Annotated in this window: 20 protein-coding genes; 15 read left to right on the top strand and 5 right to left on the bottom strand. The window is 62.2% G+C overall.

Translation table 11 applies throughout. From position 1 onward, the window contains the following. Positions 1 to 53 precede the first annotated feature (53 nt). The 10 genes from aqpZ to ligA all read left to right on the top strand — a co-directional run bounded on the left by aqpZ (position 54) and on the right by ligA (position 13,162). On the top strand, positions 54 to 740 hold the full coding sequence (aqpZ, locus tag FHX14_RS19605) for an aquaporin Z (protein WP_184378215.1): 687 nt from the start codon (positions 54 to 56) through the stop codon (positions 738 to 740). 296 nt (positions 741 to 1,036) lie between these two features. Continuing rightward, positions 1,037 to 1,963 (top strand): D-alanine--D-alanine ligase, encoded by a 927-nt coding sequence (locus FHX14_RS19600; protein ID WP_184378214.1) that lies wholly within the window; start codon positions 1,037 to 1,039, stop codon positions 1,961 to 1,963. Then, a complete protein-coding gene (locus FHX14_RS19595; RefSeq protein ID WP_003593370.1) occupies positions 1,951 to 2,883 on the top strand; it encodes a cell division protein FtsQ/DivIB in 933 nt (310 codons plus the stop codon). Before FHX14_RS19600 ends, FHX14_RS19595 begins: the two co-directional genes overlap by 13 nt. Continuing rightward, positions 2,880 to 4,211: a cell division protein FtsA gene (gene ftsA, locus FHX14_RS19590; protein WP_003565034.1), complete on the top strand. Its 1,332-nt coding sequence runs from the start codon at positions 2,880 to 2,882 to the stop codon at positions 4,209 to 4,211. Before FHX14_RS19595 ends, ftsA begins: the two co-directional genes overlap by 4 nt. Positions 4,212 to 4,266: 55 nt before the next feature. Beyond that, on the top strand, positions 4,267 to 5,982 hold the full coding sequence (gene ftsZ, locus FHX14_RS19585; protein WP_012558365.1) for a cell division protein FtsZ: 1,716 nt from the start codon (positions 4,267 to 4,269) through the stop codon (positions 5,980 to 5,982). A 261-nt stretch (positions 5,983 to 6,243) separates the two neighbouring features. Further along, positions 6,244 to 7,200, top strand: a complete 957-nt coding sequence (gene lpxC, locus FHX14_RS19580) for a UDP-3-O-acyl-N-acetylglucosamine deacetylase (RefSeq protein ID WP_054182690.1) — start codon at positions 6,244 to 6,246, stop codon at positions 7,198 to 7,200. A gap of 244 nt (positions 7,201 to 7,444) precedes the next feature. After that, positions 7,445 to 8,314: an outer membrane protein assembly factor BamD gene (locus FHX14_RS19575; protein WP_172643284.1), complete on the top strand. Its 870-nt coding sequence runs from the start codon at positions 7,445 to 7,447 to the stop codon at positions 8,312 to 8,314. A gap of 5 nt (positions 8,315 to 8,319) precedes the next feature. Beyond that, positions 8,320 to 9,993 carry a DNA repair protein RecN gene (recN, locus tag FHX14_RS19570; protein ID WP_184378212.1) on the top strand — a complete coding sequence of 558 codons (1,674 nt, stop codon included), beginning with the start codon at positions 8,320 to 8,322 and terminating at the stop codon, positions 9,991 to 9,993. A 74-nt stretch (positions 9,994 to 10,067) separates the two neighbouring features. Beyond that, positions 10,068 to 10,595: a DUF6886 family protein gene (locus tag FHX14_RS19565; protein ID WP_184378210.1), complete on the top strand. Its 528-nt coding sequence runs from the start codon at positions 10,068 to 10,070 to the stop codon at positions 10,593 to 10,595. Positions 10,596 to 11,005: 410 nt separating this feature from the next. After that, positions 11,006 to 13,162, top strand: a complete 2,157-nt coding sequence (ligA, locus tag FHX14_RS19560) for an NAD-dependent DNA ligase LigA (RefSeq protein WP_184378208.1) — start codon at positions 11,006 to 11,008, stop codon at positions 13,160 to 13,162. 31 nt (positions 13,163 to 13,193) lie between these two features. On the opposite strand, the gene FHX14_RS19555 is transcribed toward ligA, so the two are convergent. Continuing rightward, on the bottom strand, positions 13,194 to 13,730 hold the full coding sequence (locus FHX14_RS19555) for a GNAT family N-acetyltransferase (RefSeq protein WP_184378206.1): 537 nt from the start codon (positions 13,728 to 13,730) through the stop codon (positions 13,194 to 13,196). A 285-nt stretch (positions 13,731 to 14,015) separates the two neighbouring features. On the opposite strand from FHX14_RS19555, the gene FHX14_RS19550 reads away from it, so the two are divergent. Continuing rightward, positions 14,016 to 14,606, top strand: a complete 591-nt coding sequence (locus FHX14_RS19550) for a 3'-5' exonuclease (RefSeq protein WP_184378204.1) — start codon at positions 14,016 to 14,018, stop codon at positions 14,604 to 14,606. A gap of 79 nt (positions 14,607 to 14,685) precedes the next feature. Next, a complete protein-coding gene (locus FHX14_RS19545) occupies positions 14,686 to 15,180 on the top strand; it encodes a CreA family protein (protein ID WP_184378202.1) in 495 nt (164 codons plus the stop codon). Positions 15,181 to 15,473: 293 nt separating this feature from the next. On the opposite strand, the gene FHX14_RS19540 is transcribed toward FHX14_RS19545, so the two are convergent. Beyond that, entirely contained in the window at positions 15,474 to 15,944 is a 471-nt protein-coding gene (locus FHX14_RS19540; protein WP_003541378.1) for a chemotaxis protein CheW, read from the bottom strand. A 318-nt stretch (positions 15,945 to 16,262) separates the two neighbouring features. Between FHX14_RS19540 and FHX14_RS19535 the strand changes: the two genes are divergently transcribed. After that, positions 16,263 to 16,865, top strand: a complete 603-nt coding sequence (locus FHX14_RS19535; protein ID WP_003593391.1) for an SCO family protein — start codon at positions 16,263 to 16,265, stop codon at positions 16,863 to 16,865. A 68-nt stretch (positions 16,866 to 16,933) separates the two neighbouring features. Then, complete coding sequence (locus FHX14_RS19530; RefSeq protein WP_184378200.1) at positions 16,934 to 17,812, top strand: 50S ribosomal protein L11 methyltransferase; 879 nt, start codon at positions 16,934 to 16,936, stop codon at positions 17,810 to 17,812. A 418-nt stretch (positions 17,813 to 18,230) separates the two neighbouring features. Here FHX14_RS19530 and FHX14_RS19525 read toward each other — a convergent pair whose 3' ends face one another. Next, positions 18,231 to 18,404 carry a hypothetical protein gene (locus FHX14_RS19525; protein ID WP_003593393.1) on the bottom strand — a complete coding sequence of 58 codons (174 nt, stop codon included), beginning with the start codon at positions 18,402 to 18,404 and terminating at the stop codon, positions 18,231 to 18,233. 278 nt (positions 18,405 to 18,682) lie between these two features. On the opposite strand from FHX14_RS19525, the gene FHX14_RS19520 reads away from it, so the two are divergent. Further along, positions 18,683 to 20,518 (top strand): aminopeptidase P family protein, encoded by a 1,836-nt coding sequence (locus FHX14_RS19520; protein ID WP_184378198.1) that lies wholly within the window; start codon positions 18,683 to 18,685, stop codon positions 20,516 to 20,518. Between the two features lie 36 nt (positions 20,519 to 20,554). Here the strand turns inward: FHX14_RS19520 and FHX14_RS19515 are convergent, their stop codons facing one another. Both FHX14_RS19515 and FHX14_RS19510 read right to left on the bottom strand, forming a co-directional pair. Continuing rightward, entirely contained in the window at positions 20,555 to 20,863 is a 309-nt protein-coding gene (locus FHX14_RS19515) for an AzlD family protein (RefSeq protein ID WP_003593395.1), read from the bottom strand. Positions 20,864 to 20,866: 3 nt separating this feature from the next. Next, a complete protein-coding gene (locus tag FHX14_RS19510; protein ID WP_003593396.1) occupies positions 20,867 to 21,598 on the bottom strand; it encodes an AzlC family ABC transporter permease in 732 nt (243 codons plus the stop codon). Between the last annotated feature and the right edge of the window lie 127 nt (positions 21,599 to 21,725).

Here is a 21,725-nt window from a genome sequence, read left to right as displayed (position 1 = left end):
CGAATTGTGGCAGATTCACTGTGAACTCTCTGGTTGAGATTTAGGAGGCGCGCATGCAAAAGAGTCTTGTTGCGGAGTTTCTCGGCACGTTCTGGCTTGTCTTTGGCGGATGCGGCAGCGCCGTCCTTGCCGCGGCCTATCCCGAATTGGGCATCGGTTTTGTCGGGGTGGCTTTTGCGTTCGGCCTCACCGTGCTCACCATGGCCTATGCCGTCGGCGGTATTTCGGGCGGGCATTTCAATCCGGCCGTCTCCCTCGGCCTGACGGTCGCCGGGCGGTTTCCCGCCGCACGCCTGCTTCCCTATATCGGCGTCCAGCTTGTCGGCGCCGTCGCCGCGGCCGCGCTGCTTTATCTCATTGCCAGCGGCAAGGCGGGTTTCGAACTCGGCGGCTTTGCCGCCAACGGCTATGGTGATAACTCCCCGGGCGGTTATTCGCTGCTTTCGGCACTGCTGATCGAAGTGCTGCTGACCATGTTCTTCCTGATCATCATCCTCGGATCGACCAGCAGCCGGGTGCCGGCGGGCTTTGCGCCGCTTGCGATCGGCCTCGGGCTGACGCTGATCCATCTCATCTCCATCCCGGTGACAAATACCTCGGTCAATCCGGCGCGTTCCACCGGCCAGGCGCTTTTCGTCGGCGGCTGGGCATTGCAGCAGCTCTGGCTGTTCTGGATTGCGCCGCTTGCGGGCGGGGCGCTCGGCGGCCTGGTGTGGAAGGTTCTCGACGACGCCGACTGACTGCAAGACGTGAGGTTATCTCGTTGAGCCCGCGTGGTTTTTCTATGCGGGCTTTTCCTTTTTTGACAGATCGGCTGCGATATTCGCCTCGACACTTCGAAGATGTGAAGCTTCGAAAAATCAAGTGCGCGGCACGGACAAATGCCGCGCCTGGGAAGAAGAAGTTAACGAAAGTAAACACTTCATTAACCATAATGATGCTCTAATGCATGCAGGTCGGACAAAGGCCGGAAACGGCGCAGACAGCTTCGCGCAAGCGTCGATTTCGACAATGAAGGTTATTTTTGGGGGTGTTGATGAGTCGCAAGCATGTCGCTGTCCTGATGGGCGGATTTTCCTCGGAACGGCCTGTCAGCCTTTCCTCGGGAAAGGCTTGCGCAGAAGCCCTCGAAGCGGAAGGCTTCGACGTGACGCGCATCGATGTGGCGCGCGATGTTTCGGAAAAGCTTGCCGCATTGAAGCCCGACGTGGTCTTCAATGCGCTGCACGGCCCCTTCGGCGAGGACGGCACCATTCAGGGCATCCTCGAATATCTCGAAATCCCCTATACGCATTCGGGCGTGCTTGCCTCGGCGCTGGCAATGGACAAGGACAAGGCGAAGCTTGTTGCTGCCGCCGCCGGCATTCCGGTCGCCGAATCGCAGGTGATCAATCGTTTCGCCTTTCCCTCGACGCATCCGATGAAGCCTCCCTATGTGGTGAAGCCGGTGCGGGAAGGGTCGAGCTTCGGCGTCGTCATTGTCACGGAAGATCAGGCGCATCCGCCGCAAGTCGTCAGCTCGCCCGAGTGGCGCTACGGCGAGGAAGTGCTTGTCGAGCGCTATGTCTACGGCCGCGAACTCACCTGCGGCGTCATGGGCGAGACTGCGCTCGGCGTCACCGAGGTGGTGCCGCAGGGACACAATTTTTATGATTACGATTCCAAGTATGCAGCGTGCGGTTCAAAACACGTCATCCCGGCAAAAATTTCACCGAATATTTACCAAAAAATACAAAGATTGGCCCTAAGGGCGCATCAGGCAATCGGTTGTCGCGGCGTCAGTCGGTCCGACTTTCGTTACGACGATCGTTTCTCCGAAGACGGCGAAATCATCTGGCTGGAGGTCAATACCCAGCCAGGCATGACTCCAACCTCGCTTGTGCCCGAAATGGCCGGTCATGCCGGTTATTCCTTTGGTGAGTTTCTCCGGTGGATGGTGGAGGACGCGTCTTGTTTGCGTTGACAGTCAAGAGGATAGGGCGCCCCAGCCATCATGCCGTGCTTCCGGTCATGGAAGCCGAAGAGCGATTCGTCCTGCCGCGTCCGCTGCGCCGCGTTACCCGTTTCCTCATCAGTCTCGGCAGTGGCCGCATCTACATCCCGGCCCATACCGGCACGATCTCGGCGCTGGCTTTCCTGGCTGCAACCGGGCTTTACGGCATGTCGCTCGGCGGCCACACCGAAGCCGTTGCGCAGGCGACGACGACGGCGGCGGGTTTTGCGATCGAGGATGTGAAGGTTTCCGGCAACTCGGAGACGTCCGAAATCGAGATCCTGCAGCTGATCGGCCTCGACGGCACGACCTCCCTGGTCGCCCTCGACGTCGATGCCGCCCGCCGGAAGATCGCCCATCTTCCCTGGGTCGAAAGTGTCGAGGTTCGCAAGATCTATCCGAAGACGATCGAGGTGAAGCTCAAGGAGCGTCAGGCTTATGCGATCTGGCAGCACGGGCAGGAGCTTTCGCTGATCGAAAAGAACGGCAGCGTCATTGCGCCGCTGCGCGACAACAAATTTTCGTCGCTGCCGCTCGTTGTCGGCCGCGATGCGGAAACGGCAGCGGCGTCGCTCGACGAGGCCTTCTCGAAGTGGCCCGACGTCAAGGCTCGCGTGAAGGCCTATGTCTGGATATCAGGCCGTCGCTGGGACCTGCATATGGATAACGGCGTCGTCGTCAAATTGCCGGAAGACGGTATCGACCAGGCGCTGGCGACGCTTTCGAAGTTCGACAAGGAGCACCAGCTCCTGGAGCGGGACATTGCCGCGGTCGATCTCAGGCTGTCCGACAGAACCGCGATCCAGCTGACGCCGGAGGCGGCAGTCCGCCGTCAGACGGCTGTGACGGAGCGCACCAAGGAATTGAAGAAGGCGGGGCAGAATATATGAGCTTGTTCGGTTCATCCCATTTCGGATTGCCGCGCCTGAAGCCGCTTTCGTCGAAGCGGTCGCATGTCGTTTCGGTGCTCGACATCGGCTCGACCAAGGTCGTCTGCATGATCGGCCGGCTGACGCCGCGCGAGGAAAGCCAGATCCTGCCGGGCCGCACGCACAATATCGAGATCATCGGCATCGGGCACCAGCGGTCCCGCGGCATCAAGACCGGCGTGATCGCCGATCTCGACGCGCTGGAAGGCGTCATTCGCCTCGCCGTCGACGCGGCGGAGCGCATGGCCGGGCTGACTGTCGAGAGCCTGATCGTCAATCTGACGGCCGGCCGCCTCGGCAGCGACATTTACACAGCCACAATCGATCTCGGTGGCCAGGAAGTCGAACTCAACGATCTGAAGAAGGTGCTGTCGGCCGCCTGCCAGCAGTCGCTGCGCCAGGACCGTTCGGTGCTGCATTCGCTGGCAACCGGCTTTTCGCTCGACGGCGAGCGCGGCATTCGCGATCCGCTGGCAATGTATGGCGATGCGCTCGGCGTCGATATGCATGTGGTCACCGCCGAGCGCTCGGCGCTGAAGAACCTCGAGCTCAGCGTCAACCGCGCGCACCTGTCGGTCGAGGGCATCGTCGCGACGCCCTATGCATCGGGCCTCGCCGCTCTCGTCGATGACGAAGTCGAACTCGGCTGCGCGGCGATCGACATGGGCGGCGGCACCACGACGATCTCGGTCTTTGCCGAAGGCAAGCTCGTTCATACGGATGCCGTCGGCCTCGGCGGCCATCATGTGACCACCGATCTCGCGCGCGGCCTTTCGACCCGTATCGAGGATGCGGAGCGGCTGAAGGTCGTGCATGCCACGGCCCTTTCGAATTCCTCCGACGAGCGCGAGCTGATTTCGATTCCGCCGATCGGCGAGGATGATCGCGACCAGCCGTCGCAGGTGCCGCGGGCGCTGGTCTCGCGCATCGTTTCGGCCCGAATCGAAGAAACAATGGAACTGATCCGTGACCGCATCCAGCGCTCCGGCTTCAGCCCGATCGTCGGCAAGCGCGTCGTGCTGACGGGCGGAGCCAGCCAGTTGACCGGTCTGGCCGACGTGGCACGGCGTATCCTTGCCCGCAACGTCCGCATCGGCCGTCCGATGGGCGTCTCGGGATTGCCGACGGCAGCCAAGGGCCCGGCCTTTTCGACGGCCGTCGGCCTGATGATCTATCCGCAAGTCGCGGACATGGAGACACATGCGTCACAGAGCGGTCTGCTCATGTCGCTGGGTGGAAATAACAGCCGCATAGCCCGGATGGGCCAGTGGCTGAAGGAAAGCTTCTGAAATTGAGTGATTGGCCGGCGTGGCGATGCGGCCAGAGAGAGAAGGAACAGGTACCATGACCATCAAGCTGCAAAAGCCTGACATCACAGAGCTGAAGCCGCGCATCACCGTATTCGGCGTTGGCGGCGGTGGCGGCAACGCCGTCAACAACATGATCACTGCCGGTCTCCAGGGCGTCGACTTCGTCGTCGCCAACACGGATGCCCAGGCGCTGACGATGACGAAGGCGGAGCGGGTCATCCAGCTCGGCGCCAACGTCACTGAAGGCCTCGGCGCCGGTTCGCAGCCGGAAGTCGGCCGCGCGGCCGCCGAAGAGTGCATCGACGAAATCATCGATCACCTGAACGGCACGCATATGTGCTTCGTCACCGCCGGCATGGGCGGCGGCACCGGCACGGGTGCAGCGCCCGTCGTCGCACAGGCCGCCCGCAACAAGGGCATCCTGACGGTCGGCGTCGTCACCAAGCCTTTCCATTTCGAAGGCGGGCGCCGCATGCGCCTGGCGGAGATGGGCATCCAGGAACTGCAGAAGTCTGTCGACACGCTGATCGTCATTCCGAACCAGAACCTCTTCCGCATTGCCAACGACAAGACCACCTTCGCCGACGCCTTCGCGATGGCCGACCAGGTTCTCTATTCGGGCGTTGCCTGCATCACCGACCTGATGGTGAAGGAAGGTCTCATCAACCTCGACTTCGCCGACGTCCGCTCGGTCATGCGCGAAATGGGTCGCGCGATGATGGGCACCGGCGAAGCCTCCGGCTCCGGCCGCGCGCTGCAGGCCGCCGAGGCCGCGATCGCCAACCCGCTGCTCGACGAAACCTCGATGAAGGGCGCCCAGGGCCTGCTGATCTCCATCACCGGCGGTCGCGACCTGACCCTCTTCGAAGTCGACGAAGCCGCGACCCGCATCCGCGAGGAAGTCGATCCCGACGCCAACATCATCCTCGGCGCCACCTTCGACGAATCGCTTGAAGGCATCATCCGCGTCTCGGTCGTCGCAACCGGCATCGATCGGGCGATCAGCGAAGCCGCCGAGCGCAACGTTCAGCCGGTCGCAAGGCCTGCTATCCGTCCCTCCGCGGCTGTTGCTCCGGCAGCGGCCGCAGTTCAGCCTGCCCCCGTGATGCAGGCACCGAAGGTGGTGGATCCGATCGCGCAGACCATCCGCGAAGCCGAGATGGAACGCGAACTCGAATTCCCGGCCCCGCGTGCCAGCGCCCCGGTACAGCAGCCTGTGGCACAGCAGGAAACCTTCCGTCCGCAGAGCAAGATCTTCGCGCCTGCGCCGGAAGCTCCCGTCATGCGTCCTCAGGTACAGCAGCAGGCTCCGGCGCCCGTGATGAGCCAGCCGGTGATGAGCCAGCCCGTCCAGCAGCAGCCGGTCCGGCAGGAGCCGATCATCCGCCAGGCGCCCGAGCCGATGCGCATGCCGAAGGTCGAGGATTTCCCGCCGGTCGTCCAGGCCGAACTCGACCACCGCACGCAGCCGGCTGCCGCGCATGCAGCGGAAGAGCGTGGTCCGATGGGCCTGCTCAAGCGAATCACCAATTCGCTCGGCCGCCGCGACGACGAAGCCGTTGCCGCCGACATGACTGCCGCACCGCCGGCCGCTTCGCAGCAGCGCCGTCCGCTGTCGCCTGAAGCAAGCCTCTACGCACCGCGTCGCGGCAACCTCGACGACCAGGGTCGGGCGGTTCCGCAGGCCCGGATGATGCAGGAAGACGACCAGCTGGAAATCCCGGCATTCCTGCGTCGCCAGTCGAATTGAGCGGCTGAATCAGCACCGTTCATGCCCGGGACCAAGGTCCCGGGCATTGCTGTTTTTCAGTCGGTGATTCGCAAGCGATTTCAATCGTGTGACTTCGTAACAAAGCGAAAGAAACAGTGATTTGGATTGGAGCGCCGGGGCACGTAAGTATGATGCAAGGAAACTGCCCCACGAGTCCTTTCTAAAGGCTCGTTGTACAGAATGAACGATAACCGCGCCGATTGGGCAGACTGCCGGTGCGGAAGAATAAAGGCAGAATTTATGGCAATTGGCTTGCTGGGTTTTCAAACGACGGTATCGCGTCCCGTGACGCTTTCGGGCATCGGAGTCCATTCGGGCGCTAACGTCTCGATCACGCTGAACCCGGCCGAATCGGATACCGGCGTCATTTTCCAGCGCATGCATGCCAATGGCGATATCACCGAACTCAAGGCCGTCTCCTCGCAGGTCGGCAATACCGACCTCTGCACCGTGCTTGGCTTCTCGCCCGCCCATTCGGTCGCGACGATCGAGCATGTGATGGCGGCGATCTATGCGCTCGGCCTCGACAATGTGGTGATCGAGGTGCAGGGCTCCGAAATGCCGATCATGGACGGCAGTTCGCTGCCCTTCGTCGAGGCTATCGAGCAGGTTGGCCTGGTCTCGCTCGGCGTCAAGCGCCGCTATATCCGTATCACCAAGCCGGTGCGAATCGAGCATGGCGGCTCCTGGAGCGAATTCCGTCCCTATGACGGCACGCGCTTCGAAGTCGAGATCGATTTCGACTGCCCGCTGATCGGCCGGCAGAAGTGGGCCGGCGACATGACCGCGGCCGTCTTCAAGGCCGAGCTTTCCCGCGCCCGCACCTTCGGCTTCATGCGCGATGTCGAGCGTCTCTGGGCCTCGGGCCACGCGCTCGGCTCCTCGCTCGAAAATTCCGTCGTGATCTCGGACGACAATACCGTCATCAACGTCGAAGGGCTGCGTTACGCCAAGGACGAATTCGTCCGCCACAAGACGCTCGATGCTGTCGGCGATCTATCGCTTGCCGGCGCCCCGTTCATCGGCTGCTACCGTTCCTATCGCGGTGGCCATAAGATGAATGCCAATGCGCTGAAGGCGCTGCTCGCCGATCCCTCCGCCTATGAGGTTGTGGAGACGTCGACACCGCGCCAGCGCGTCGCCGCCCGCGAACTGATCGCGGTCAGCGCTTCGGAATTCGCTCCCTGGTCGGCATGACCTCCAGCACATTTTCAAGACCAGGCCGCCTCTTTCCCGGAGGCGGTTTTTTTATGTCCGCCTGGTCAGATGCTTTCCTGTCACAGGTCGGGGAAGAAGAGGAAAAGCCGGTCATTCCCCGGCCGCTGCCACAAAAATGCGTTAATGCCTTATCATTGCGTTGCTCTTGATGCACATTTATGGCTAGAAACGCCAGCGAGGCGTGGCTGCCGTGGAGCGAGCGGCGGCAGTGGGGTTCTTTCGAATGGGTTATGCAGGATCTGACGGTATGATGAAGACAGCGCGTGCTTTGTTCGCATCGCTTCTGGTGCTCAGCGCAGGCGCCTCGATATCCGGTTGCCAGTCGGATCCCGATATCGACATCACCAAGCTCGGCCTCGAAACCGATCCGCCGGATGTGCTCTACACCCAGGGCCTTGCCAACATGAAGGCCGGCAATATGGCGGAAGCGGCGCGCAAGTTCGACGCCATCGACCGCGAGAACCCCTTCTCCGAATGGGCGCGCAAGGCGCTTGTGATGAGCACCTTCGTCAAATACCGCCAAGGCCGCCTGGACGATGCGCTTACATCCGGCAACCGCTACATGTCGCAATATCCGAAATCGCAGGATGCGGCCTATGTGCAGTATCTCATCGGTCTCACCTATTCCAAGCAGATCGTCGACGTGACCCAGGATCAGCGCGCCTCGGCCAAGACGATCGAAGCGATGCAGGCCGTCATCGACAATTATCCGAACTCCGAATATGTCGACGACGCCCAGGCCAAGATCCGCTTTGCGCGCGACCAGCTCGCCGGCAAGGAAATGCAGATCGGCCGCTACTACATGGAGCGGAAGGAATATCTCGCCGCGATCTCGCGCTTCCGCATCGTTGTCGAGAAATATCCGAACACGAACCAGATCGAAGAGGCCCTGGCGCGTCTCGTCGAGGCTTATTACGCCATGGGCATCGTCGATGAGGCGCAGACGGCGGCTGCCGTCCTCGGCCACAATTATCCCGACAGCCAGTGGTACGCCGATTCCTACAAGCTGCTGCAGACCGGCGGTGCCGAGCCGCGTGAAAACAAGGGCTCGTGGATCGCTGCGGCAGGCAAGAAACTCCTGCTCGGTTCCTGAGGCCAATGCTGATCCAGCTTTCGATCCGCGATATCGTCCTGATCGAGCGGCTGGATCTTGCCTTCGAGACCGGCCTCTCCGTGCTGACGGGCGAGACCGGAGCGGGCAAATCCATCCTGCTCGACAGCCTGTCGCTGGCGCTCGGCGGGCGCGGCGATGGCGACTTGGTGCGCCACGGCGAGGACAGGGGGCAAGTGACGGCGGTGTTCGACGTCGGCATGGACCACGGCGCCCGCAAGCTGCTGCGTGAAAATGGCATCGACGACGAGGGCGACCTGATCTTCCGGCGCCAGCAATCGGCGGACGGGCGCACCAAGGCCTATGTCAACGACCAGCCGGTCAGCGTGCAGCTGATGCGCCAGGCCGGCCAGATGCTCGTCGAAATTCACGGCCAGCACGACGACCGCGCCCTTGTCGACACCAATGCCCATCGCACTCTGCTCGATGCCTTCGCCGGTCTCACCGATGAGGTTTCGGAGGTTTCCCGGCTGTATCGTCTGTGGCGCGACAGCGAGCGGACGCTGAAGAAGCACCGCGAGAAGGTGGAAGGTGCGGCGCGCGAAGCCGACTATCTCCGCTCTTCCGTCGAGGAGCTCGAGAAGCTCTCGCCGCAGGACGGCGAGGAGGACGAACTCGCCGATCGCCGTCAAAAAATGATGAAGGCCGAGCGAATCGCCGGCGATATCGCCGAGGCGTCCGAGTTCCTCAACGGCAATGCCTCGCCCGTGCCTCATATCGCCTCGCTGGTGCGCCGGTTGGAGCGCAAGAGCCATGAGGCGCCGGGCCTGCTGGAAGACACCGTGACGCTGCTCGATGCCGCGCTCGACCAGCTGTCGAACGCCCAGATGGAAGTCGAAGCGGCGTTGCGCAAGACCGAATACGATCCGCGGGAACTGGAGCGGGTGGAGGAGCGGCTTTTCGCGCTCAGGGCTGCCTCACGCAAATATTCCGTGCCCGTCACCGAGCTGCCGGCTCTTGCGGTCCGCATGATCGCCGATCTTGCCGACGTCGATGCTGGCGAGGAGAGGCTTGCCAGGCTCGAAGCCGAAGTCGGCCTGGCGCACGAGAATTACGACGCGGCGGCACGCTCGCTCTCCGACAAGCGCCATCATGCCGGCACCGCACTGGCTGCGGCCGTCATGACGGAGCTGCCGGCGCTGAAGCTCGAACGCGCCCGCTTCATGGTCGAGATCACCACGGATGCGCAGGAGGCGCTCGCCGAAGGCATCGACGTCGTCGAATTCCATGTCCAAACCAATCCGGGCACGCGGCCGGGCTCGATCATGAAGGTCGCCTCCGGCGGCGAGTTGTCGCGTTTCCTGTTGGCGCTGAAGGTGGCGCTCGCCGATCGCGGATCGGCCCCGACGCTCGTCTTCGACGAAATCGATACCGGTGTGGGCGGCGCCGTCGCCGATGCGATCGGCCAGCGGCTGAAGCGGCTGTCGGAGCGGGTGCAGGTGCTGTCTGTCACGCATGCGCCGCAGGTCGCCGCTCGGGCGGCAACGCATCTTCTGATCTCCAAGGGGCCGGCCGCCGAGGGATCCGAAAAGATCGCCACGCGGGTGGCGACGATGGCGCAGAAGGACCGCACCGAGGAGATCGCCCGGATGCTGGCCGGGGCTTCGGTGACCGAAGAGGCGAGGGCGGCGGCGAAGCGGCTGCTGGCCGGTAACGGCTGATTTTCCAGCACCGCGGTGACAAAGATTCCGCTTCGCGTTATGCGCATCATTCCGAACAGCGGCGATCCGGTGCCATGCGCCTTTTCCATTTCAGCGATGACCCCGATATTGCGGTGTTCGAGCCACGGCCAGTCCGTGTGCCCTCGATACGCCCGGCAGGCCGGGAATGGCTGAACGGCCCGCTCGTCTGGGCGATCGATGGCGAACATGACTTCATGTATCTCTTTCCGCGTGATTGCCCGCGGATACTGATATGGGCGACGCCCGAGACACCGGTGGCAGAGCGACGGCGCTGGCTCGGGGATTGGCGGGCCGCGGCCTTGGTCGAGCGCCATTGGCTGGAACGGCTCGAAGCGGAGACCATCCATCGTTATGAGATGCCGGCGGAGGATTTCGAAGACCTCGACGATGCGGGCATGTGGGTGTGCCGCCGGCGCGTCATTCCGACGGAGCAGGTTGTCGTGTCACGGCTCGATCGGGAGTTTGCGCCGCGCCGGGTGGAGCTTCGAGTGGTCGACAGTCTGCGGCCACTAAAGAGCCTGTGGAACACTGGACTGCATGTTAGTGGCATCCGGCTGCGCAATGCGAGAGATTGGGAATAGGGCGCGCAGGGTATTCCAATGCTATCCGCCTGTGCGATGCTCCGCGTGTCGAATTTTGGCGCGAAAGCCGGCCCCAACCTCCCTCATTCCTGTGCCCGTCACAGGAATCCAGTGCGCCCAAGTCCTTGGGTGCAGAAGACTCTTCTTCGGTGCAAGAGAGTCAATCACCGCGCGCAGACGCGCGGTGGCTGGATTCCTGTGACATCCCTCGGGTCAAAGCCCGAGGACAGGAATGAGGGTGGAAAGGTCAGCGGTCCGTCTGTAGGTCAGCGGTATCCGGCTGCGTACTGCTGCGGACTGGGGGTAGAGCGATCTTCGCGAGGTGACAGATATTGCCTCTCTTTTCATCCGGCGATTTTGCTCTAAAAACAATCGAGATTTTCTGGCCAGATTCTCTGGAGTGATGTTCCATGTCCACCGAAGGTTCCGCCGTCGACACGTTGACGATCGAAGAGGCTGCCGCCGAGCTTGAGCGGCTGGCAAAGGAGATTGCGCATCACGACGCGCTCTACCATGGCAAGGACCGGCCGGAGATTTCGGATGCGGATTACGACGCGCTGAAGCGCCGCAACGATGCGCTGGAAGTGCAGTTTCCCGAGCTGATCCGCGAGGATAGCCCGTCGCGGCGGGTGGGTGCTGCGCCCTCCGTTACCTTCTCGGCCGTCGTCCATGCGCGGCCGATGCTGTCGCTCGACAACACGTTTTCGCAGGAGGACGTGCAGGATTTCGTCGCCAGCGTCTATCGCTTCCTCGGCCGCCTGCCGGACCAGTCGATCGCCTTTACCGCCGAGCCGAAGATCGACGGTCTGTCTATGTCAATCCGTTACGAGAACGGCAGGCTGGTGACGGCGGCGACGCGCGGTGACGGCACGACCGGGGAGAATGTCACCGCCAATATTCGCACCATTGCTGAAATCCCCAACGAGCTGCCAAAGGGCGTGCCCGCGGTGGTGGAGATCCGCGGCGAGGTCTATATGGCCAAGAGCGATTTCCTGGCGCTGAACCGGCAGATGGAAGCGGAAGGCAAGCAGACCTATGTCAATCCGCGCAATACCGCCGCCGGGTCGCTGCGCCAGCTCGACGCCAAGGTGACGGCCAGCCGCAAGCTGAAATTCTTCGCCTATGCCTGGGGTGAAATGTCGGAAATGCCCGCCAACACCCAGTTCGGCATGGTGCAGGCTTTCAAGGACTGGGGTTTTCCGGTGAACCCGCTGATGAAGCGGCTGAATTCGGTCGCCGACATCCTGACGCATTACGACGAGATCGGTCTGGAACGCCCGGATCTCGACTACGACATCGACGGCGTCGTCTACAAGGTCGACAGCCTCGAGCTGCAGGCCCGTCTCGGCTTCCGTTCGCGTTCGCCGCGCTGGGCGACAGCGCACAAATTTCCGGCCGAACAGGCCTTCACCGAGGTCGAGAAAATCGAGATCCAGGTCGGCCGCACCGGCGCGCTGACGCCGGTGGCGCGACTGAAGCCGATCACCGTCGGCGGCGTCGTCGTCACCAATGCGACGCTGCATAACGAGGACTACATCAAGGGTATCGGCAATAGCGGCGAGCGCATTCGGCCTGAAGATCACGATATCCGCGAAGGCGATACCGTCATCGTCCAGCGTGCCGGCGACGTCATTCCGCAGATCCTCGACGTGGTGATGGAGAAACGCACGGCCGACGCCCGGTCGTACGAATTTCCGAAAACCTGCCCGGTCTGCGGTTCGCATGCGGTGCGCGAGGTCAACGAGAAGACCGGCAAGATGGATTCTGTGCGCCGATGCACCGGCGGCTTCATCTGCCGGGCGCAGGCGACCGAGCATCTGAAGCACTTCGTCTCGCGCAACGCCTTCGATATCGAGGGGCTTGGATCGAAGCAGATCGACTTTTTCTTCGAACACGAGGATGCGTCGCTGCAGATCCGCACCGCGCCCGAAATCTTCACGCTGGAGAAGCGCCAGCAGGCTTCGCTGACCAAGCTGGAAAATATCGACGGCTTCGGCAAGGTCAGCGTCGGCAAGCTTTATGCGGCGATCGACGAACGGCGCAGCATTGCACTCCACCGCTTCATCTACGCGCTCGGCATCCGTCATGTCGGCGAGACCACGGCAAAGCTGCTGGCGCGCTCCTATGGCACCTACGAAGCCTTTGCGATGGCGATGAAGGAGGCGGCACCGCTTTCCGGCGACGCCTGGAACGATCTCAACGCCATCGAGGGCATCGGCGAGGTGGTGGCGCGCGCCATGGTCGAATTCTACAAGGAGCCGCGCAATGTCGAGGTGATCACCCGGCTCATCGAGGAAGTGACGCCACAGCAGGCCGAACAGCCGGTAACGACCGGCAGTCCGGTGGCCGGCAAGACCGTGGTCTTTACCGGCTCGCTGGAAAAATTCACCCGCGACGAGGCGAAGGCGAGGGCAGAAAGCCTCGGCGCCAAGGTGGCGGGATCGGTCTCCAAGAAGACCGACATCGTCGTCGCCGGCCCCGGCGCCGGCTCCAAGCTCGACAAGGCCCGCGAGCTCGGCGTGCAGACGATGGATGAGGACGAGTGGCTGGCGCTGATCAGCGGGTGAGGGCTGACCGCAAGCCGCCAACCTCGTTCGCTCATAGCCTGAGCCGGGCCGTCGTATAGGCGTCGACATATTCTCCCGATCGAAAACCGAAGGCCCTCAGCAGGCCTTCCCGCTCGAAGCCGAACGTCTCGTAGAGGCCGATGGCGGCATCGTTGTCGGTGTAGACGGTCAGTTCCAGCCGTTTGACATCCAGCCAGTCGTCGGCGGCATCGACCATGGCGCCTAGCAGGATGCGGCCGAACCCGCGGCCGGTGAAATCGTCATGTACGCCCATGCCGAGGCTGGCTGCGTGCTGCCTGCGACCGGAGAGACGGTTGAGGCCGCAATTGCCGACGATCTTGCCATCCAGGGTAACGACGAGGTTCAGCGCACCCGGCGATGGGTTTTCCATGTATTTGCGGACCTCTTCGACCCTCTGGTACGGCGGCCGCAGGGTGCCGGCCCGATATCCCGGCAGATTTATCAGATCGGTGATTTCTTCCGCATCGGAAAGGCGCACGGCGCGCACGAGGATGCCCTCCGGCAGGCGCGCCCGGCGGCTCGGCTCATTCTCTTCGTTTTCGGACATTGGCTGCTCTCCGTAGGTTTCAGGAGGAGAGCCGGAGTTTTTCGAAAACCCTGCTCGCCTCGGCAGGGTTTTCGGGATGATCGGATCGCTGCTAACGCGCCATCGCTCCCGCGCACCCTTCAAGGGGCGTGGTGTGATGGATAAGCGCTGCCATGGTCACGGAACCGATCATGACGGCAAGTTTGGATATGCCGGGTGAAATGTCAACCGTGCGTCGTATCGAATTTGCGCGGCCGGGAGCGGGACGGTATTTCTGTTTCGGAATGAAACGATTCGGGTGCCGATTTGAAGACCATCGCGATTGACTTCGAGACGGCGAACGAACAGCGCGGCAGCGCCTGTTCCGTCGGCCTTGCCTGGATCGAGGAGGGCAGGGTCACGCGCGTCGAGGAGCGGCTGATCCGGCCGCGGGACATGCGTTTTGCCGGGATGAACATTGCGATCCACGGCATCCGGCCGGAGCATGTCGAGGATGCGCCTGAGTTTCCCGAAGTGATGGACGAGTTTCACGAGGATATCAGCGGCGCAACCATGATCGCCCATAATGCCGCCTTCGATTTCAGCGTCTGGCGGGCGAGCCTCGATCTCTACCGGCAATCCTATCCGGAGCTGACCTATCTCTGCAGCCTGAAGATGGCGCAGCGGATCTGGCCGCACTTCCTCTCGCATCGGCTGAACCTGATCGCCGAGCATCTCGGCCTGCGTTTCGTGCACCACAACGCCGCCGAGGACGCCGTCGTCTGCGCGGCTGCGGCCATCGAAATGGCAAAAGCGGTCAAGGCCAATGCCGTCCATGCCATACCGGCGCTGATCGGCATGAGGCCCGGCCGGCTGACGGCGCGGGCCTACGAGCCCTGCACCTGCCGGAAAGGCTGATCGTTTCCCTGCAGACGGCCATTTCTTGCAAAGCATGGGGGCGCACTTATTTAGAAGGCGGATCATTCAGGGAGCCGCCATGTCCAAGCCTCGCAATCTTCTCCTCGCCGCCTTCTCCTTCGCCGCCCTTTCCGCCGGCGCCGCCTCGGCCGAGGTCGTCGGCAAGGTCGGGGTCGACTGGATCGGCAACGACATCATCGTCGAGGCGGTCTCCGATCCGGAGGTCAAGGGCGTCACCTGCCACGTCACCTATTTCGACCGCAGCCTGATCGACCGGTTCAAGAACGGCAACTGGTTCGAAGATCCCTCCAACAATTCCATCGCTTGCCGGCAGACCGGGCCGATCGAGATCGGCAATATCGACCTGTCCAAGGATGGCAGCGAAGTGTTCCGGCAGGGCATGTCGCTGATCTGGAAGACGCTGGTCGTCAACCGCATCTACGACAAGACCAACGATACGCTGATCTATCTCGCCCATTCCAGGGAACTGACGGATGGCTCTGCGAAGATGTCGATCTCGACAATTCCGCTCTATGGGCAGACTGTCACATGGAAGAATGGGAAGCCCCAATAAGCTGCAGGTTTGTGTGCGACGCATGTTTCATCTTGAGTAGTGCATCTCACCGAGCTCCCTCATGCCTGTGCTTGTCACAGGCATCCAGCGCGCCCAAGTCCTTGGGCGCGGGAGACCCCATTTGACAAGCAAGTCATTCACCGCGCAGACGCGCGGTGGCTGGATCTCTGTGACGAGCACAGAGATGAGGGAGGAGAGGGTGTGCCGTGCGGCTCGGAGAGAGGCGACGGGTCGGTCTTCTCTAAGCAAAAAGGCCCGGAAAACCGGGCCTTCCAACACCTAATTGAGAAATATCAAGCCGCCTGCGTCAGTTCGTCGGCAATAACCGTATCGAGGTTGAGGAAGCAGACCATGGTCTTTTCGAGCGCGACGATGCCGCGGCAGAAGGCGCGCTGGGCTTCCGGGATGATTTCCGGCGGCGGCTGCAGGTCTTCGCTCTTGATGGTCATCATATCGGATACCTGCTCGACCAGCAGGCCGACGAGCTTGCCGGCGATGTCGGTGACGATGATCGCCGAGCGCTCCGAGGGCTCGGTCATCTTCATGCCGAGGCGGCAGGCCATGTCGATGACGGGGATGACCGCGCCGCGCAGGTTGATGAGGCCAAGCACGTAGGGCGGGGTGTGCGGCATCGGCGTCACCGGCGCCCAGCCGCGGATTTCGCGGATGGCCATGATATCGATGCAGAATTCCTGGTCGCCCAGGTGGAACGAGACGATTTCGAGATAAGCGCCCGACTGCTTGATGGCGTTGTTGTTGTTCATGGTCAGAATTCTTCCCAGTTATCCCCGGCGGAGTAGCGATGCAGAACCGCCATTAAATATAGATGTGACGGCTTAAGTCTTTCCTAACGATATGTATTTTGGGTTTGCCCGTCGCTCTGAAGGCAAGCTATTCACAAACATCGCTTTTTTGATCCGTACTGATTTCTGGGGCTGGTTTCCGGTTGGGGACGGCCGCGGCCGATGAGACAATTAATCACGGGTCAGAAAACATATTGTTGAGTTGCGCGCCTTCGGTCGAGACTATAATCACGCCGGCAAAGGCGGGCGACGCATTCGCCTGGATCGAGGATCTCGTCAATGAAGACATTTCGCATCGCCGTCTGGGTCGGTGTCCTGATACTTGCCGGGGTTCTCGGGTTCTTCAGGTGGTATCCGTTAAAATCGGGGGATGTGGCGTTGGAGGCGCCCTTCGGTGTTCCTTTCACTCTGGTCTCGCAGAGCGGACGGCCGATTACCGAAGAAGCGTTGCGCGGCAAGCCGACGGCGCTGTTCTTCGGTTTCACCCATTGCCCCGAGGTTTGCCCGACGACGCTTTTCGAGCTGAACGGCTGGATGGAGAAGGTCGATCCGAAGGGCGACAAACTGCAAGCCTATTTCGTGACCGTCGATCCGGAGCGCGACACGCCCGAGATCATGAACGAATACGTTTCCAACGTCTCCAAGCGCATCACCGGCATTTCGGGACCGCCCGACAAGATTGCCGAGGTCATCAAGGGCTTCCGTGTCTACGCCAAGAAAGTGCCGGTCGACGAGAAGGATCCGAACGGCGATTACACGATGGATCACACCGCCTCGGTCTTCCTGCTCGATTCGGCCGGGCGGTTTGCTGGAACGATCGCCTATGGCGAAAACCCGGACACGGCGGTAAAGAAGCTGGAGAATCTCGTCAGCAAGGGGTGATGGTTTCAGCGTGATGGGGCGTTGGCTCGACCGGTGGCGGGCAACGGAAACGGGAAAGACCGCCTATCGTGAGTGAAATCCGCCTTTACGTGACGACGACCGAGAGCAAGGCCGAAGAGATCCTCGATCTTCTGAGTGCGGTTTTCGGCGAAGAAGACTTTGCCATCGGGACCACCGAGATCGACGAGAAGAAAGACATCTGGGAAGCCTCGATCTATATGATGGCTGAGGACGAGGCCGAGGTGCATTCCCGCGTCGAGGACGCATTGAAGGCCTCTTTCCCCGATGCCCGGCTGGAGCGGGAAGTCATCCCCGATGTCGACTGGGTGGTGAAATCACTGGAGGGGCTGAAGCCTGTTAGGGCGGGGCGCTTCCTGGTGCATGGCTCGCATGACCGCGACAAGGTCCGCCCCGGCGATATCGCCATCGAGATCGATGCCGGCCAGGCCTTCGGAACCGGCCATCACGGCACGACCGCCGGCTGCCTCGAGGCGATCGACGCCGTGGTGCGTTCGCGCCGGGTCCGCAATGCACTCGATCTCGGCACCGGCAGCGGCGTGCTGGCGATTGCGGTGCGCAAGCTCAAGAACATACCGGTGCTGGCAACCGACATCGATCCGATCGCGACGCGGGTGGCGGCAGAAAACGTGCGCCGCAACGGCATCGCCTCGGGCATCGTCACCAGGACCGCGCCGGGCTTTCATTCGACGGCCTTTTCCGAGCATGGTCCCTTCGATCTGATCATCGCCAACATTCTCGCCCGGCCGCTGATCCGCATGGCGCCGAAGCTTGCGACGCATCTGGCACCCGGCGGCTCGGTCATCCTTTCGGGCATTCTCGCCGCGCAGCGCTGGAAGGTGATCGCCGCCTATAGCGGCGCGAGGCTTCGGCATGTCCGGACGATTTGGCGGAACGGCTGGGTGACGATCCATTTCGATCGGCCGTGATTTTTTGGGGCGATGAGGCGGCGAGTGCCTGTGTGATGGCACATCCGACGCGGTGTTTCACTGCGCCGGCGGCGAGTTTGGCGAGAACATCACCTCACTCTCCGTCATCCTCGGCCTTGAGCCGAGGACCCATGCCACTGCTGCTGATGGATGCCGCATGGATGCTCGGCTCAAGGCCGAGCATGACGGAGCGTGGGGTCGGCGGGAGGAGCCATTCACCGTAAGGCAATCATATCAGGAACCCTGCCCGCCAGCTAAACCCTACCGACGACAAAGAAAAAGGCGGTGCCGATGGCACCGCCTTGGACCGGTCTATCCGGCCAATGCCCGCGAGCTCAAAGGGGAGGAGCGCTCGAGCGGGCTCTACTGCATTCCAATAGGCCGGTCCGGGAGGGAGGAGACGGACGGGCTTTCAGACTTAGAACGCGTAGCTGGGAGCGCCGTTGTGGCGCGTGGCGCGCTGGCCGGCGCCGAGCAGCTTGAGGCTGTCGTCGTTCTGCGGCCGGCGGGCGCCGATGACGTGACGTACGGTCTGGCGTTCGCCAGCCTGCACCGGGCTGCTATATGCGAAGCGCGAGAGAGAGGCGGTCATTTCAAAAATTCCTTAGTTGCAGGTTCATCGCGAACCGTTCGATGCCGCCTATATAGCTATTCTGAAAGGCGGAGGCAGAGGGTTTCGCTCATGGGAGCCATGCGGCTAATGCATAAAGCGTGCCAAATTAACTTTTCGCGTCACAGTTCTGTCAAAATATTGGGCGGCACCCAGGGTTTCGACTCGTTTCGTCGCTTTTTCTCCCCATCGATTGAAATTTCGCTAACATGGCCGGCATCCCATTTACCGGATTCGTCTCAACCATTCGGGTTTCCAGCATGTTCCAGTCCTTCGAAGTCACCTCCACGCCCCAATTCGGCAGGGATCGCGTATCGGCGCTGCGCGCTGCTTTCGATTCGCTCGGGATCGACGCCTTCCTCGTGCCGCGTGCCGACGAGTTCAACGGCGAATATGTTCCCGCATGTTCGGAGCGCCTGGCATGGCTGACGGGCTTCACCGGCTCTGCAGGCATTGCAATGGTTCTGCGCACGCAGGCGATCGTCTTCGTCGACGGGCGTTATGTGACGCAGCTTGCCGAACAAGTCGACGGTTCGGTCTTCTCGGGCGGCGATCTCGTCAACGAGCCGCCGCATCTCTGGCTGGCGGCAAACGGAGCCAAGGGCCTTCGGCTCGGCATCGATCCTTGGCTGCATGCGGGGGCCGAGGTGCGCCGTCTGGAACGAGCGCTTTCGCAGATCGGCGGCACGCTCACCTTCCTGCCGCACAATCCGCTCGACAGGCTCTGGAGCGACCGGCCGGCCGAGCCGCTCGGCGCGGTCAGCATCCAGAATGTCGCGCAGGCCGGCGTGCTTGCCAGGGATAAAATCGCGACGATCGCCGCCGACCTTTCGAAGAAGGCCCTGGCGGCAGTGCTGATCGCCGATCCCTCCTCGGTCGCCTGGACCTTCAACATTCGCGGCGCCGACGTGCCGCATACGCCGCATCCGCTGGCGCGCGCCATCGTCTATGCCGATGGGCGGGCCGATCTTTTCCTCGACAAGCGTAAGACCGGCATCGAGCCGGAGGCCTATCTCGCGCAGATCTGCACACAGCTGCCGCCCTCGGCGCTGGAGGAGAGGCTCACTGCCGTTTCCAGGGATGGCGGCCGTGTGCTGATCGACCCGGATATCGCTTCCTATGCGCTGGCCGAGATCATCCGCAAGGCGGGCGGCGAAGTGGTGGAGGGGACTGATCCTGCCAAGATGCCGCGCGCGGTGAAGAACGACGTCGAGATCAACGGCTCGGCCGCCGCGCATCTGCAGGATGGGGCGGCGATGGTGGAATTCCTCTATTGGCTGTCGCAGACAAAACCCGGCACGGTGAGCGAAATTGCTGCCGCCGAGCATCTCGAAGCGGTGCGCGCCCGCGTCGGCCAGAGCATGCAGAACCCGCTGAAGGACATTTCCTTCGACACGATTTCCGGCACCGGCGAACATGCGGCGATCATGCATTACCGCGTGACCACCGAGACCAACCGGATGATCGAGGCCGGCGAACTCTTCCTGATCGATTCCGGCGCGCAATATATCAACGGCACGACCGACATTACCCGCACGGTCGGCATCGGCGCGGTTTCAGAAGAGCATCGCCGCTTCTTCACGCTGGTGCTGAAGGGGATGATCCAGATCAGCACGGCGCGTTTCCCTAAGGGTACACGCGGCTGCGACCTCGACCCGCTGGCGCGCATCGCGCTGTGGCGGGCAGGGGCCGATTTCGCCCATGGCACGGGCCATGGCGTCGGCTCCTACCTCTCGGTGCATGAGGGGCCGCAGCGCATCTCCAGGCTTTCGACGCAGGAACTGCTGCCCGGCATGATCCTGTCCAACGAGCCGGGCTATTACCGGCCCGGCAGCTTCGGCATCCGTATCGAAAACCTGATCTATGTGCGCGCAGCCGAGGAGATCGACGGCGGCGACGCGGCGATGCTCGGCTTCGAGACGCTGACCTTCTGCCCGATCGACCGCAGCCTCGTCATTCCGGAGCTTCTGACCCATGACGAGTTGCATTGGTTCAACGACTATCACCGCCGCACACGCGAGGCGCTGATGCCGCTGATCCATGATCACGATGTCCGGGCGTGGCTCGAAAACGCGACGCTGCCGCTGGAATATTAAGAAGACGGGTTTGAGGCGCCGGCCTTCGGCCGGTGCTCAGACCCCGATCGTGTGGCGCCAGGCCATCACGACGATCCAGGCGGCGACCAGCATCCAGCTATGCGAGACCCGCAGGCCGACGAAGAGCGCAACGATCAGTGCCAGCTTCGATTCCCAGCCGCCGATGAAGAAGGCGGGCGCGACCAGCGTTGTCAGCACGGCGGCCGGTACGGCATTCAGCGCCGCTTCCATGCGCGGTGGGATGCGCTTCATTTTGGTGATGAGGATGTAACCGCCGATGCGGGTAGCGAAGGTGGCGGCTGCGGCCGCGAGGATGACGAGCGCCATGTGAAGATCGAATTCCATGGCTCAGACCTCATGCAATTCGGATTGAAGGGCGTCGGCTTCGAGATCGGGCTCCTGCGGCGGCAATGGCAGCAGGGCGGCAAGCACGATGCCGGCAGCGGCGCCGAGGCTGACATGCCAGGGCGAGCCGACATAACGATAGGCGAGCACGGATGCCACAGCGCTGACGAGCGCCACGGGCAGGAAATTGTCACGCTTCCGGAAGCCGAGGACGATGCCGAGGAAATAGGCCGGCAGCAGGATATCGAGGCCGATCGCCTTCGGATCACCGATGAAACCGCCGAGCATGCCGCCGATGACGCTGATCAGCACCCAGGGAATGTAGATGATGATGCCAAAGCCGAGATACCAGGCGAAGGTGAGCGGCCGGCCGGATTCACCGCGCTTGACCGCTTCGGCAAATTGCGGATCGACGAGCAGGAAGAAGGTGAAAAATTTCTGCACCGGCGTGAAATGGCCGATGTAGCGCGCCAAGGCCGCCGAATAGAGCACGTGGCGAAAATTGACGGCAAGGATCGAAAGCACGATCAGCCAAGCATGGACATTATGGCCGAAGAGTTCGATGCCGACCATCTGGCTGGCGCCGGCATAGACCGTGGCGCTCATGAAGGCGGCTTCGGAAAGCGACATGCCGTTTTCGACTGCGAGCGCTCCGAACAGGGCGGCAAAGGGCGCCGATGCCAGCGCAACGGCGGAGCCGCCCCGCAAACCTTCAACAAAGTCGGCGCGACTCATATGGGTGATCCTGTTGGAAATTCAGCTTTCCCTTATGGTCTAAGGGGTGCCGCGGCAATTGAATTTCGTTGATTGACCAATCGATTTCGCTGAAGCATCAACGTCCCGATTACATCCGGCAAAGAGA

The organism is Rhizobium sp. BK619 (genome assembly GCF_014195245.1).
GTDB lineage: Bacteria > Pseudomonadota > Alphaproteobacteria > Rhizobiales > Rhizobiaceae > Rhizobium > Rhizobium acidisoli.
This window is presented reverse-complemented; position numbering and strand designations above follow the sequence as displayed.

Bases quoted from the DNA above. Each gene is read 5' to 3' on its own strand.
- ftsA (WP_003565034.1), top strand. From the start codon at position 2,880: ATGAGCTTGTTCGGTTCATCCCATTTCGGATTGCCGCGCCTGAAGCCG.
- FHX14_RS19510 (WP_003593396.1), bottom strand. From the start codon at position 21,598: ATGAGTCGCGCCGACTTTGTTGAAGGTTTGCGGGGCGGCTCCGCCGTT.
- lpxC (WP_054182690.1), top strand. From the start codon at position 6,244: ATGGCAATTGGCTTGCTGGGTTTTCAAACGACGGTATCGCGTCCCGTG.
- FHX14_RS19575 (WP_172643284.1), top strand. From the start codon at position 7,445: ATGGGTTATGCAGGATCTGACGGTATGATGAAGACAGCGCGTGCTTTG.
- FHX14_RS19535 (WP_003593391.1), top strand. From the start codon at position 16,263: ATGAAGACATTTCGCATCGCCGTCTGGGTCGGTGTCCTGATACTTGCC.
- FHX14_RS19545 (WP_184378202.1), top strand. From the start codon at position 14,686: ATGTCCAAGCCTCGCAATCTTCTCCTCGCCGCCTTCTCCTTCGCCGCC.
- aqpZ (WP_184378215.1), top strand. From the start codon at position 54: ATGCAAAAGAGTCTTGTTGCGGAGTTTCTCGGCACGTTCTGGCTTGTC.
- FHX14_RS19600 (WP_184378214.1), top strand. From the start codon at position 1,037: ATGAGTCGCAAGCATGTCGCTGTCCTGATGGGCGGATTTTCCTCGGAA.
- FHX14_RS19540 (WP_003541378.1), bottom strand. From the start codon at position 15,944: ATGAACAACAACAACGCCATCAAGCAGTCGGGCGCTTATCTCGAAATC.
- ligA (WP_184378208.1), top strand. From the start codon at position 11,006: ATGTCCACCGAAGGTTCCGCCGTCGACACGTTGACGATCGAAGAGGCT.
- FHX14_RS19565 (WP_184378210.1), top strand. From the start codon at position 10,068: ATGCGCCTTTTCCATTTCAGCGATGACCCCGATATTGCGGTGTTCGAG.
- ftsZ (WP_012558365.1), top strand. From the start codon at position 4,267: ATGACCATCAAGCTGCAAAAGCCTGACATCACAGAGCTGAAGCCGCGC.
- FHX14_RS19515 (WP_003593395.1), bottom strand. From the start codon at position 20,863: ATGGAATTCGATCTTCACATGGCGCTCGTCATCCTCGCGGCCGCAGCC.
- FHX14_RS19555 (WP_184378206.1), bottom strand. From the start codon at position 13,730: ATGTCCGAAAACGAAGAGAATGAGCCGAGCCGCCGGGCGCGCCTGCCG.
- FHX14_RS19525 (WP_003593393.1), bottom strand. From the start codon at position 18,404: ATGACCGCCTCTCTCTCGCGCTTCGCATATAGCAGCCCGGTGCAGGCT.
- FHX14_RS19520 (WP_184378198.1), top strand. From the start codon at position 18,683: ATGTTCCAGTCCTTCGAAGTCACCTCCACGCCCCAATTCGGCAGGGAT.
- recN (WP_184378212.1), top strand. From the start codon at position 8,320: ATGCTGATCCAGCTTTCGATCCGCGATATCGTCCTGATCGAGCGGCTG.